At 63.8% G+C, this 13,021-nt stretch carries 12 protein-coding genes; 2 read left to right on the forward strand and 10 right to left on the reverse strand.

All coding sequences use genetic code 11. The features are described 5' to 3' along the window. Positions 1-590 (reverse strand): cation:proton antiporter (locus ACLFRB_RS02800; protein WP_411067477.1); only part of this gene is annotated, 590 nt, incomplete at its 3' end. Between the two features lie 130 nt (positions 591-720). On the opposite strand from ACLFRB_RS02800, the gene ACLFRB_RS02805 reads away from it, so the two are divergent. Both ACLFRB_RS02805 and ACLFRB_RS02810 read left to right on the forward strand, forming a co-directional pair. Then, positions 721-2,313, forward strand: coding sequence for a BCCT family transporter (locus tag ACLFRB_RS02805; protein ID WP_411067478.1), 1,593 nt, complete (start codon positions 721-723; stop codon positions 2,311-2,313). Between the two features lie 233 nt (positions 2,314-2,546). After that, positions 2,547-2,999 carry a CZB domain-containing protein gene (locus ACLFRB_RS02810; protein ID WP_411067479.1) on the forward strand — a complete coding sequence of 151 codons (453 nt, stop codon included), beginning with the start codon at positions 2,547-2,549 and terminating at the stop codon, positions 2,997-2,999. A gap of 54 nt (positions 3,000-3,053) precedes the next feature. Here ACLFRB_RS02810 and ACLFRB_RS02815 read toward each other — a convergent pair whose 3' ends face one another. The 9 genes from ACLFRB_RS02815 to ACLFRB_RS02855 form a co-directional block, all read right to left on the reverse strand. Beyond that, positions 3,054-3,368 carry a type II toxin-antitoxin system Phd/YefM family antitoxin gene (locus tag ACLFRB_RS02815; protein WP_411067480.1) on the reverse strand — a complete coding sequence of 105 codons (315 nt, stop codon included), beginning with the start codon at positions 3,366-3,368 and terminating at the stop codon, positions 3,054-3,056. An 88-nt stretch (positions 3,369-3,456) separates the two neighbouring features. Continuing rightward, positions 3,457-3,906, reverse strand: coding sequence for a very short patch repair endonuclease (locus ACLFRB_RS02820; RefSeq protein ID WP_411067481.1), 450 nt, complete (start codon positions 3,904-3,906; stop codon positions 3,457-3,459). A 9-nt stretch (positions 3,907-3,915) separates the two neighbouring features. Further along, on the reverse strand, positions 3,916-5,103 hold the full coding sequence (locus tag ACLFRB_RS02825) for a hypothetical protein (RefSeq protein ID WP_411067482.1): 1,188 nt from the start codon (positions 5,101-5,103) through the stop codon (positions 3,916-3,918). Positions 5,104-5,109: 6 nt separating this feature from the next. Continuing rightward, the gene (locus tag ACLFRB_RS02830) at positions 5,110-6,357 is read right to left on the reverse strand and encodes a DNA cytosine methyltransferase (RefSeq protein ID WP_411067483.1); all 1,248 of its coding nucleotides are present in this window, start codon (positions 6,355-6,357) and stop codon (positions 5,110-5,112) included. A 22-nt stretch (positions 6,358-6,379) separates the two neighbouring features. Beyond that, positions 6,380-7,036, reverse strand: coding sequence for a TSCPD domain-containing protein (locus tag ACLFRB_RS02835; RefSeq protein WP_411067484.1), 657 nt, complete (start codon positions 7,034-7,036; stop codon positions 6,380-6,382). An 81-nt stretch (positions 7,037-7,117) separates the two neighbouring features. Next, positions 7,118-7,504, reverse strand: a complete 387-nt coding sequence (locus tag ACLFRB_RS02840; protein ID WP_411067485.1) for a type II toxin-antitoxin system VapC family toxin — start codon at positions 7,502-7,504, stop codon at positions 7,118-7,120. Next, entirely contained in the window at positions 7,505-7,735 is a 231-nt protein-coding gene (locus ACLFRB_RS02845; protein WP_411067486.1) for a type II toxin-antitoxin system Phd/YefM family antitoxin, read from the reverse strand. It abuts the gene before it with no gap. 192 nt (positions 7,736-7,927) lie between these two features. Then, on the reverse strand, positions 7,928-9,661 hold the full coding sequence (locus tag ACLFRB_RS02850; RefSeq protein ID WP_411067487.1) for a hypothetical protein: 1,734 nt from the start codon (positions 9,659-9,661) through the stop codon (positions 7,928-7,930). 67 nt (positions 9,662-9,728) lie between these two features. Further along, positions 9,729-12,998, reverse strand: a complete 3,270-nt coding sequence (locus tag ACLFRB_RS02855; RefSeq protein WP_411067488.1) for an LAGLIDADG family homing endonuclease — start codon at positions 12,996-12,998, stop codon at positions 9,729-9,731. Positions 12,999-13,021: the final 23 nt, after the last annotated feature.

Consider the following 13,021-nt stretch of genomic DNA (forward strand, 5'->3'; position numbering starts at 1 on the left):
CGCATGAGCAGCAGCACCGCGCCCATCACGGCCACCAGGGTCCCCGCCGCCGTAACGGCGGTCATCACGCCGCCCTCCTGGCCCCCGGAGGCGCCCAGCAGGGCCATGGCCACCACCACCGCGATGTCCTGGACAATCAGGAAGCCCATGGCGATGCGGCCGTGCAGGGCGTCGATCTCGTGCTTGTCGGACAGGAGCTTGACGATGATGATGGTGCTGGAGAAGGTGAGGGCCACCGCCACATACAGCGCCGTCATGGGCTCCAGCCCCAGGGCCAGGCCGATCAGGTAGCCGAAGGCGATGGTGAAGCCGAGCTGCCCCAGACCCGTGGCCAGGGCCACCGGCCCCAGCCGCCGCACCAGGTGGAGGTCCAGCTTCAGGCCCACCAGGAACAGCAGGATGGTGATGCCGATCTCGGCCAGCAGCTCGATCTGGGTATGGGCGGTGACCAGGCCCAGCCCGGCGGGCCCCACCGCCAGCCCCACCACGATGAAGGCCACGATCAGGGGCTGACGCAGCCGGATGCCCAGCAGGCCCACCCCCGCGGAGATGAGCAGCAGCAGGGCGATCTCGTGGTAGGTGGAGGCCATCGCAAGCCCCTGGGTGGCGGGTGGGAACTGCCTCATTCTAGGGCCTGTCCCCGGCGGCGGAAACCGGCGCGGGACGCTACCCGCACCCGGCCCCAACCCGGGAAACTCCCGAGCAGACAAGGAAACGGTCATGGAGGAAGGCAAACGGGCCACGCGCGGCCCCCTGAAGGGCATGAGCCCGGTGGTCTACCTGGGCGCCTCCGCCCTCATGGTGGCCATGCTGCTGATGGGGACCCTGGCCAGCGGGGAGACGGCCCGCTTCCTGGAGGAGCTGCGCGACCGCGTGAACCCCTTCCTCGCCTGGTACTACGTGGGGCTGGTGGCCTTCCTCCTGGCCTTCGTGGTCTGGCTGGGCATCGGCCGCTACAAGAACGTCCGCCTGGGGAGCGACCTGGAGCAGCCGGAGTTCACCCTGGTCCCCTGGCTGGCCATGCTGTTCGCCGCCGGCACCGGCGTGGGGCTGCTGTTCTGGAGCATCGCCGAGCCCATCCTCCACCTCGGCGACAACCCGCTGGTGGAGGACGGCGGCTCCCCGGAGGCGGCCATGGCGGCCCTGCGGCTTACCTTCTTCCACTGGGGCCTGTCGGCGTGGAGCGTGTTCGCCGTGGTGGCCTTGTCCCTGGCCTACTTCGCCTACCGTCAGGGCCTGCCCCTGACCCTGCGCTCGGCCCTGCACCCCCTGCTCGGCAACCGCATCCACGGCCCCGCCGGCCACCTCGTGGACATCTTCGCCGTGCTGGCCACCGTGTTCGGCGTGGCCACCACCCTGGGCTTCGGCGCCCAGCAGATGGAGACCGGCCTCTCGGAGCTGCTCGGCATCGAGCGCAGCCAGACCCTGCAGCTCACCATCATCGCTGTGGTCACCCTGGCCGCCACCGCCTCGGTGGCCTCCGGCGTCCGGCGCGGCGTGCGGCGGCTGTCGGAGATCAACCTGTGGCTCGCCATTGTGCTGCTGGTGCTGTTCCTGGTCCTCGGCCCCACCTGGCAGCTGCTCGGCTACCTCCTGCAGGCCGGCGGCGAGTACTTCCAGACGCTGATCGGCCACTCCTTCTGGACGGGCATGGACGGCCACCGCGACTGGCACACCGAATGGACGGTGTTCTACTGGGGCTGGTGGATCGCCTGGTCGCCCTTCGTGGGCATGTTCATCGCCCGCGTGTCTCGGGGCCGCACCCTGCGCGAGTTCGTCTTCGGCGTCCTGTTGCTGCCCACCGTGTTCAACTTCGTCTGGATCGCCGCCCTCGGCGGCACCGCCATCGACCTGGAGATGAACGACACGGTGGCCATCGCCGGCGCCGTCCAGCAGGACGTCACCGTGGCCCTGTATCGCACCATCGAGGCCCTCACCAGCGTGGACGCCCTGGCCACGGGCGCTGCCGCCCTGGCCACCCTGCTCATCGCCATCTTCTTCATCACCTCCGCCGACTCCGGGACCCTGGTGATCAACACCATCATGGCCTACGGCAACCCCAGCCCGCCCCTGCGCCACCGCATCGCCTGGGGCCTGGGCATCGGCGTGCTCACCGCCGTGCTGGTGGTGGGCGGCGGCACCCAGACCCTGCAGGACGCGGTCATCGCCGCGGCGCTGCCCTTTTCCTTCATCATGATCCTGATGGTGGTGGGCGTCATGAAGGGACTGCGCGAAGAGCGCTTCGCCCCGCGCGAAGGCCTCAAGCACCACCTGCCCGACGAGCCCTGGACGGGCGTGGACACCGAGGCGTAGACCTTCGCCGAGGTGGAGGAGGAGCGGGTGTAGCGCGCACCCTTTGGGAGCGGCTATCGGCCGCGCCCCCAGGCCGGACAATTGCTCAGGCCTTTACTCGTTTTATCAGGAAAAATGGTGGCTAGCAGGTTGTATGCATTGCAAAAGAGGTAAGAAAAAAAGAATAATGACCCTTCCTTGTACCCATGGGTAAAGAGCCCATTCCGGCAGGGGGATGGGGAAAGGGGGGGAAAATGAAGAAGAGCGAAGTGCTCGGGCGCATCAATAAGGCGCGCGTGGGCCACAAGCTATGGGTGGGCTACGCGGAGGCGTTGATCAATGGGATTCCCCTGGACCAGGAGAAGGTCCCCCTGACGCCCGCCGAATGCGAGTTCGGGAAGTGGTACTACGGGGAGGGGCGGGGCCTCGCGGACCTGCCGGCCTATCAGAAGATGGAAGAGCCCCACGATGCGATTCATCGCACCTACCAGAGGATCTTCGTGACCCTGTTCCAGGAGAGCAAGCCCTCCGGGCTTTCCCGCCTGCTGGGAACCGCGGCGGCCCAGGAGGCCGAGCAGAAGGAAAAGGCCCGCGCCCTCCTCCCGGAGCTCAAGGAGAAGTCCGCGGCGATCATGCACCTCCTGGACGAGCTGGAAAGGGAGGTGAGCGCCATGGATGAAGAGGAGCTGACGGAGCGGATGGGCTAGCCCGACCGCGTCCTTCGATCGTGCCCCCCTTTCCGCCCGTCCCGGGCCAACCGGTCAGCCGCATTTGGAGTCGCCGCACTCCAGGCACAGGTTGCAGCCGTCCATGCGCACCATGGCCATGGCGCCGCAGGCGCCGCACTGGGTGGCGTTGGACAGGGCTCCGGACTCCTCCGGCATCTCGTCGAAGTCCTCGGCCATCTGGATCCGCCCCTTGAACCGCCCCGGCAGGCGCGGCCCGGTGTGCTCCTGGTGCGGCACCAGATCCAAGTAAGGCTTTCCGGCCTTGGCGATCACCACCTCTTCGCCCTTCAGCACCAGCTCACCCAGCTGGGCGAGCATGACCTCCGCCTCGCTGAGGTCTATCTGCATGGACGCGCTCCCGACGGATTGCCCTTTTCGCCTCTCTTAGCTTAACCGGCCTCCCCCATAAGCCGAGTGGCTTCAGGGAGTCCAGCCACTACTTGCCGAGGTGGGAAGCTACCTCCTGAGCAGCCCATTCGGGATCTTTCTTTACGTCGGTCTCCCAGAGACGGACAACGCGCCAGCCCCGCTCACGAAGGTCGGCCGTCTGGCGCCGATCCCGCTCCATGTTGTACTCGATCTTGGCTATCCAGTAGTCGCCGTTGCTACGTCGGGCAACCTTTCCCCGGTTCTGGTCCCAATTCCGGCCATGCCAGAAATCGCCGTCCACAAACACCGCGACCCGCTTTCCCCGGAAGACAAGATCGGGCTTGCCGGGAAGGTCTTTGGCATGCAGGCGATAGCGCGCACCCCGTGCCCAAAGCGCCCGGCGGAGCAGCATTTCGGCGCGGGTACCCGTGCGGCGATTTCTGCGCTTGGCTTTGGAGGCCTGCTCGGAGGCGGGACTGCGGTTATCGAAGCGGGGCGCCTTGCGCTGGCCGCCCATTTCGCCCTCCTAGGCTTGTGAGGCCGACCGGATGATATCCAGGGGATTGGAGGCCCAGCCCTGGTTGACCTTCACCCGGTTACTGATACGACCGGGGCATTTTTGATGCTCGTCCAGCTCCCGGGTCAAGGCATAGCGGAATTCCCACTGCTCGGTCCGGGGGTGCAGACAGGCCGCGGCCACCTGAAACTCCGAGGGGGCATAGTACCGGGAGCAAGGGTCCCCCTTGGCGGCCCGAGTACGCTGGAAGTCCAGCTTGTAGCTGCCATCGGCGTAGGTGTCACGAAGAATATTCTTGCATTCGATCAGCACAGGCGCCTGCCCGGGAAGACGCACCTCCACATCTGGCTGGCCCTCGCCCTCCAAAGGCCGACATTCCTCCAGCTCCGGCAACGCCCGCAGCTGCTCCACCAGATGACGCTCGGCCACCCAGCCACGCACCGCCATCTTCAGGCGCGGGGCGCTCTGGATCAGGTCCAGGATCTCGTCGGTGGTCAGTTCGAACTCCGCAGCGAGGTCGTGCAGGCGGCCCGGCTCCACAGCCGGCCCGGGCGCCTCCAGGCCCGCCTTGCGGATGGCGCTCAGGTCGCCAAACTTGTCCGCCAGCAAAGAGCGGTGGCCCTGGGAAAGGCCCTTGGCGGCCCGCTCGAAGCGGACGTACTCCAGGAATTGCTCCGGCTTGCCACCCACCAGCACCTCGGTAGGCTCCTCCAGACCCGACTGGTCCCGCTTCTCCCGCTCCCAGGCATGCCACCCGGATTCCTCGATGGCCTGGACGTGCTCCTCCTTGTACTCCATGGAGATGAAGAAGCGGGTGGGGCTGTGAAGGACCGGATCGGCAGCCACGAAGAAGCCGCGCTCGGTGTTGATGCCCACGAGCAGGGTCGTATACAGCTCGTAGGGGTCCTGCCACAGCTCGTGCAGCTCCTTGCCCTCCCGCTGCTCCGAGCCGTACTTCACCTGGAAGCGGTGCTCGTCCTCGGGGCGGTTCTTGGTCTCGCGCTGATTGGCGTTGAAGGCGTAGGCCACGATGCCCATGCGCTCGCCGTCCGGGACCTCGAAGGTGAGGCGGAAGGGGGCATGGTCGGGCTCGGAGGCCTTGAGAATCCGGCAGCCGCTCGCCTCCAGCGCCTCCCGCATGAAGCGAACCAGGGGCTCGCGGGCGTGGCGCTGGACGGAATAGGTGCGGTATTCCATGCGGGGTTATTCGGCGGCAGCCTGGCTGGCCCGGCGGCCCTGGCCCGTGCCCGGATGGGCCGTGTCACTGTCCACCAGGTGCAGGTATTTTCCGGGGACCGGGGCCACCGGCTCCGGCGGCGGGCAGTCGCCCCGGGCCGCCGGAATCAGGGAAGGGGTGCGGTCACGGGCGCTCTCGTCGTCGAAGAAACGGGCGCGGATCTCCAGGCCCAGCTTCTCGGCGAGCGCGGAGGGGACGGCGTTGCCCAGCTGCTTCTGCACGCTGTTGATATCTCCCTGCACCACGAAATCGTCGGGAAAGGTCTGCAGCCGGCACAGCTCGCGCATGGACAGGCGGCGGCTGTTCCAGTGGAAGGGCCCGGTGGCCGGCCCGGGCTGGGCGGTCAGGGTCCAGGAGGGCCGGTCCTTGGCGATCTTGAGCAGGAAGTTCCAGAAGCGCCGGCGCCAGCCGAACAGCGGCAGCCCCTCGCCGCGCTCCGTGTGGTAGAGGTAGTTCTGGCCCTCGGGGACCGCAGGCAAGAGGTCGCCCCATTTGCCCCGGGGCTGCAGCTCGGGGTCGTCCTCGTCCGTTTCCAGATCGCCGAGGGCATCCCAGGCGGTGCGCCAGTAGGGCAGGCCCTCGTCCAGGGGCAGGGCGCGCTGCTTCTCCAGGCCGGGCGGCGCCTGATGGGTGGGCTTCAGCTCCCCGAAGGTACGCCCGTCCCGGGAGCCGATCAGGAACACCCGCTCGCGGGTCTGCGGCACGCCGAAATCGGCGGCGTTGAGGATCAGCACCTCCACACCGTAGGCGGTACCGTGCTGGCGGTTGATGTCCTCCAGGGCTCGGCGGATGAGCTGGAGCCCCTCGTCCTTGCCCGAATAGGCCATCCCCGTGACGTTCTCCATGAGGAAGGCCCGGGGCCGGGTATCGCGCAGCACGCGCAGGAAGGCCTCCACGGTATCCGCCCGGGGATCGTCCAGGCGGGCGGAATCGCCGGTGGCCCAGTAGCCGCACTTGGAGAAGGGCTGGCAGGGCGGGCCCCCGAACAGGAGGTCGGGCTCTTCGGGGGCCAGGCCGGCGGCCTCAAGCAGGGATTCGGAGGGGACTTCCTGGATGTAGTCGAGGAAGACGGGCCAGTCGCGGTTGGCCCGCAGGGTCTCCACACAGTCGGCATCCGACTCCACGGCGGAGCCCACACGGAAGCCAGCGGCTTCCATGCCAAGGTCGAGGCCTCCCGCCCCTGAATAAAGACTGATCGCCCGAAGCCCAGACACGATTACCCCTTTTACAGGTGGCTCAGCCGCACTTGGAGTCGCCGCACTCCAGGCACAGGTTGCAGCCGTCCATGCGCACCATGGCCATGGCGCCGCAGGCGCCGCACTGGGTGGCGTTGGAAAGGGCTCCGGACTCCTCGGCCTTGGCCTTCTTGGCCTTGAGCTCCTCCGGCGTCTCCTGCTTCTCGATCATGCCGATGCGCTGCAGGTGCATCTCCAGCACCTCGCCGAGCTCGGCCACCAGGGAGGGCATATAGCGGCCGCCCTTCTTGAAGTAGCCGCCGGAGGGGTCGAACACGGAGCGCAGCTCCTCCACCAGGAAGCAGACGTCGCCGCCCTTGCGGAACACCCCGGAGATCACCCGGGTCAGGGCGACGATCCACTGGAAGTGCTCCATGTTCTTGGAGTTGATGAAGATCTCGAAGGGCCGGCGGTGCTCCTTGGCCGTGCCCTCGTGCATGACCACGTCGTTGATGGTGACGTACAGGGCGTGCTCGGACAGGGGCGTCTTGATCTTGTAGGTGGACCCTTCCAGCCGCTCCGGTCGCTCGTCGGGCGGCGTCACGTGCACCACGTCCGCCTCGCCCTGCTCGGCGGCCACCTGCGGGCCCTGGTTCTGGTCTTCCTCGTCCTTCACCACCGCGTAGCCGGTGATCTGCTTGTCGATCTTGATGGTCATTTCCGTTTCCTTCTGCCGTTGTGCGGGTGGGCCTCCCCCCTGAAGCCCGATGAATTCGGTCCCGGATGCTCCGGGGTATGGTCAGGCTTCGGCGTTCAGGGTGCGGATGCCGTAGGCCTTGATCTGCGGGTCCCGGGTGACGACCACCAAGCCTTCCGCCTGGGCCTGCGCCACCAGCATCCGGTCGAAGGGATCCCGATGGTGGGCGGGCAGGGCGCCCGCCTGCTCGCCGTGGAAAAAGGTTATCGGGAGGTGCGTGAACCCCTCCTCCGCCACCACCGCGTCCAGATCGTCCGGGGCCTGGAGCTTGCCCAGGGCCTTCTTGATGCCGATCTCCCAACCGGTGGCCGCGCTCACGTACACCGGGTTGGCGGGCTCGGCAATTCTTTTCCTCGCGCCCGCCCCCAGCCGGGGATCTTCGGCGAGCCACCAGAGGAAGGCGTGGGTATCGAGGAGCAGGCGCTCCATTCAGCCGTCCTCGAAGTCCCGAATCACCTCCTCAGGCGTCGCGTCGAAGTCCTCGGCCATGTGGATCCGGCCCTTGAACCGCCCCGGCGCGCGCGGCTCGGTGCGCTCTCGGTGCGGCACCAGGTCCAGATAGGGCTTGCCGGCCCGGGCGATCACCACCCGCTCCCCCTTCAGCACCAGCTCGCCCAGCTTGGAGAGCTTGGTCTTGGCCTCGTGGATGTTCACCTGCATGGGCGTATCCCCCAATGGTTTGGCCCTGGTTAGTCCAGTTTAGCTAAGCCGGGTTCCCGGGTGCAATTTTGGGTGCGGAGGACGGCTTCTGTCGGCCCCGCCCCTGCGCTTTGTCCGCCTTGACCACCAGTTAGACGGGGCTCTCCAATCAAATTTTATGTTTATCTCTATTTCTTCAAAAAGGATTTCAACTTATTCATCGGTGGTTACCGGCATTTCAAGTTTTAATTGATCAATCATATCCTGCGTTTTTCCATCTGTATCGGACATATCAATACTCCCACTTAAGATTGCATCTTTTAAATCAACCTCTTTGTCCCTAACCCGCCTAGCCAATTCCTCAAGCTGCCCGTACTTGCGAGGTTGATAAACGGGCGACCGTTCCAGGTTCTTTAATCTTCCAGCGTCATCTCGCACCCAAAAGGCAACTTCATCAATGGAATTTTCCCCCCTTCTTTGCGGATGCGCATACAGCCCAACATCCAAAAAGTAAGCAGAATACCTACCAGCCCTCTTCGAATTACTCGTATTGTCGGTAATCAAGTGGATAAGCCTCGCATCAACAAGCAGATCCACCAACCTTTTAATGCCAGGCTCGGCATCCAAAGCGTCTTTATTTATATGAAAACAATTTTTCTTTTTTATATCCCTGCAAAATCTTACAATATCGAACAACATTAGATCCCTTAGCTCCCTTTCAACCCCACTTCCTTCCTCAGTATCTACCTGCAATTCAGGCATCTTTGTATCTTCAGCATACTGCTGGGCGGCCTCATTAACGCGCATTTTCCCAACAGAATCTTCATTGCGCTCCCGGGAAATGGAAATAGAAGTCTTTACCACCCCAAAAAAATCACGGGGCACACCCCCTGAGGCCAAAACCGCTTGTTCAAACCCCTGCCCTTTAAAAATTGATTCGGGATCTTCAATGCCAACCTCTTCGCAGACTCCTCTCCAAAGAGCCTTAAGGAATCTATTTATTGAATCTAGGCGCCCTAATGGCAACTCCAAATCAACAACTTGGGCCTCATGGCCCGCTACTACACCTCGGCGCAGATCCTTTTCCTCGTAAAGCTGACTTCTATGCCTAATCGTCGCAATTTTTAGAAAAGAACTTGAGTCTTTGCAAATACGGTGAATGTAATCAATTACAGGAGGCTGATCGATCCTCCTTATAAAGTAAAAGTCATCAACCACAAAAAATATACAAGAACCGAAATGCTCAGCAACACCCTCCATCAAATCCTTGAAATCAAGAAGAAGCCTCTCTACTTTTTCTTTTTTATTTTCTTTTTGCCTTGCCAATGAGGTTCTGCTCTCACTGGACATCTCTCGGGTGGTGCGATTGAAGCGGGCATCCTTCCCACTTTTTTCTACGCCGCCCCCAATTCCCAGCTCTTCGCTTTTTTCCCCTGACTCACTCCTTTGATATTCTGCATCAATTTCATCTGACTCTTCTAGAAGAGCATTCAACCTATCACGGAGCTTCTCCACCTTAGGCAAAAGCTCTTTTCTCTTTTTCCCTTTGATATATTCATTAACCGGATGCGTTACTTTCTGGGAATAACCCAAAAACCAATCTTTGGTTAAGAGATCAGGCTTTTCTGTCAACCTAGAATGGAAAGATTCAACAAAAGACCGAAGGATCTGAATTAATATATCTGGGTAAGCTAATTCTTTTGCTTCTTCGACCCCAAACTTAATCACCAAAACATCTTTTTCTTCTGCTTCCCGACTTAATTCCGATAAGAGCCTGGTTTTACCAGAACCTCGCCGGCCCATTACTACGTGGTTAGTTTTTCCCTGAATCCTACTAAGAGCACTATTCGGATCTTGATAACTTCCATCCCCACCAGGGCGCCATCTAACAAGTTCATCCAACCTCGCAACTAAGTTATCGATTTTTTCGTTTTCCAAATCCATCATTAATTCCCCCTTAAAATTATTATCTCTCAGGGGTGGTCAAGGGGGAGAAAAGTCTTCCCCTTAGCATTTAAAACCGCCCGTAATACCCCTCCTTCAACGCGTCATACAGATTCGCCGCGTTGTGCACCTCGCCGTCGTACTCGATCTCCTCGTCGCCGCGGACCTCCACCGTGGAGCCGTCCTCCAGCTCGAAGCGGTAGGTGGTGTTCTTCAGGTCCTTGTCCTGCACCAGCACGCCCTGGAAGGCCTCCGGGTTGAAGCGGAAGGTGGTGCAGCCCTTGAGGCCCTTGTCGTAGGCGTAGAGGTAGATGTCCTTGAAGTCCTGGAAGTCGAAGTCCTGGGGCACGTTGATGGTCTTGGAGATGGAGCTGTCGATCCACTTCTGCGCGGCGGCCTGGATCTCCACGTGCTGCTGCGGGGAGATGGTGTTGGTGTCCACGAAGTAGTCGGGCAGCCGGTGCTCCGGGTCCTCGGCCTCCGGGTCGGCCTCGGGGTCGACGAACTGCTTGTAGGCGAGCAGCTCGTAGGAGTCCACCTCCACCTTCTCCTTGGACTTCTTGCCGTCCCGGATCACGTTGCGGAAGTACTTGTGGGCGAAGGACGGCTCGATGCCGTTGCTGGCGTTGTTGGCCAGGGACAGGGAGATGGTGCCCGTGGGCGCGATGGAGCTGTGGTGGGTGAAGCGCGCCCCGTGCTCGGCGATGGGGTCGGTGACCTCCTTGGGGAACTGCTGCATGTAGCGGCTGTAGCGGGCCATGAGCACCTTGCCCGGCACCTGGTCGCCCACCTGGTAGCCGTCCTCCGCCATCTCCGGGCGCAGGCGCAGCATCTCCTCGTCCACGGTGAAGACCTCTTCCATGATCGGTGCCGGGCCTTTCTCTTTTGCCAGCTCGGCGGCGGTGCGCCAGCCGGTCTCGGCCAGCTCGCGGGAGACCTTTTCCGTGAAGTCCACGGACTTGGGCTCGCCGTACTTCATGCGCAGCATGGCCAGGGTGGAGCCCAGCCCCAGGAAGCCCATGCCGTGGCGGCGCTTCCTCTGGATCTCCTCCTGCTGGCGGTCCAGGGGCAGGCCGGAGATCTCCACCACGTTGTCCAGCATGCGGGTGAACACCGCCACCACCTCGCGGTACTGGTCCCAGTCGAAGTAGGCGTCCTCGGTGAAGGGATTGCGCACGAACTGGGTGAGGTTCACCGAGCCCAGCAGGCAGGCGCCGTAGGGAGGCAGGCCCTGCTCCCCGCAGTTGTGGGCGTGAATGCCGTTGGCGTCGAACTCGTTCACGCCGGGGACCTGGACGTCGTAGACCGGCTCGGTGCCTTCTTCGACGATGGTCTCCACCCGGGCGGTAAAGCGCTCGCGGTTGAGGGAGCGCTTGTAGCTGCCAAGCAGGTTCGTGAGCCGGGCGTGCTTGTCGGTATCCGCGAAGCCGATCTCCTCCCGGAAGCGGGCCAGATTCTCGCCGGCGATCACCAGCTCGTGCTGGGGCTGGATGGCGTAGTCGGCGCTGCCGCCCTTGCCGTCGGGAAGCTCGGCGGTGCCAACGCCCGCCCTGCGATCGGTGTAGAGAGTGGACTTGATGCCCAGGCGCAGCAGCATCCGCTGCACCGCCTCCAGGCGCGGGAGGTCCGACTGCGCAAGGCGCACGGATACGCCCTTGGCCTGGGTGCCCTGCACCGAGCCATCGGCGTCGAACAGTCCCCGCAGGAAACCACGATAGAAATCGGCGGAGGCACGCTCCATCGCCGGGGTAATGGCCTTGTCGCCCGGGGCCATGCCCAGCTCGCCGGCCAGGTCCTTGAGCGCCTTCATGGTCAGGCGGGACTCGTTTCTTTCGGGGATCTCCCGCCAACCCGCGAAATCGGCTCGATGGGGCAGGCCCTCGGCAGCCCTTAGGGCTTCCGCCATTACCGCCTTCGGGCCCATCGCCTGGGTTCCGTCAGCGGCGGGGGCGGACTGCCAAACGGACAGTACCGCCTGGTCGGCCTTGAGCGTTCCGTCACCCACCAGCAGGCCGGACAGATAGCCCTGCTCGTGGGTATAGGGACCCTCCCAATCAGCGTTTCCGCGGTGGTCGTGGAGCAGCACTCGGTCCCCGGCTTCCAGCTCCCCGGCAGCCACCCAGGCGGTCTCGGTGGACCAGCGGGTCTGGCGCACCACCTTGCGTACCTGGTGGTCACTGGTGAGCCGCAGGCTATAGCCCTCCTGGGTGGTCAGGCGTACCACCGGCTTGTCGGCGGTATGGAAGAAGCCCTCGGGCGCGGTGGGGTGGTCGGATCCGTCCACCCGGGCATGGAAAGAGGTTCCGATGAGATCCCGCACCTGGCGCGGCCCCTCGCCGGTCTGCACCCAGGTGTCCGCGGTCACGCACGGATTGGTCGCCCGGATGTTCTCCACGTACCAGTTGTTGTTCATGTCGTTGTACTGGTCGATGAGGATGAAGCCGGGCTCGGCGTAGTCGTAGGTGGAGGACATGATGGCGTTCCACAGGTGGCGCGCCTTGATGGTGCGGTACACCTTGCACGCCACGCGCCCGTCGTTGCCGGTGATGTAGCCCTCCTTGGAGGGCCAGTCGCGCCACACCACCTGCTCGGGATCGTTGAAGTCGATGTCCTCCACCTCCGCCTGCTTCTCGGAGATGGGGAACACCAGCGGCCACCAGCCGTCGCTCTTCACCGCCTCCATGAAATCGTGGGTCACCAGCAGCGACATGTTGAACTGGCGCAGGCGGCCGTCCTCGCGCTTGGCGCGGATGAAGTCCTGCACATCCGGGTGGCCCACTTCGAAGGTGGCCATCTGCGCGCCGCGGCGCCCGCCCGCGGAGGAGATGGTGAAGCACATGCGGTCGAAGATGTCCATGAAGGACAGGGGCCCGGAGGTGATGGCGCCGGCGCCCGCCACGAAGGCGCCCTTGGGCCGCAGGGTGGAGAAGTCGTAGCCGATGCCGCAGCCCGCCTTCAGGGTCAGCCCCGCCTCGTGCACCTTGCGGAGGATGCCGTCCATGGAGTCGTCCACGGTGCCGGAGACGGTGCAGTTGATGGTGGAGGTAGCGGGCTTGTAGTCCTGGCCGCCGGCGTTGGAGACGATGCGCCCCGCGGGGATGGCGCCCTGGCGCAGGGCCCACAGGAAGCGCTCGTACCAGTGCTCGCGCTGGTCGGCCTCCTCCACGTCCGCCAGGGCGCGGGCCACGCGCCGGTAGGTGCCGTCCACGTCCGCGTCCACCGGCTCGCCGCGCAGGTCCTTGAGGCGGTACTTCTTGTCCCAGATGTCCAGGGAGGCGGCCTGGAACTCCACCCGGGCCGGCGCGGCGTTCTCGTTGAGCGGCTGGACGTTGGCGGTCATGGGCTTCCTCCGGGGTGACGGTA

The sequence above is a fragment of the Thiohalorhabdus sp. genome (assembly GCF_046545655.1).
Taxonomy (GTDB): domain Bacteria; phylum Pseudomonadota; class Gammaproteobacteria; order Thiohalorhabdales; family Thiohalorhabdaceae; genus Thiohalorhabdus.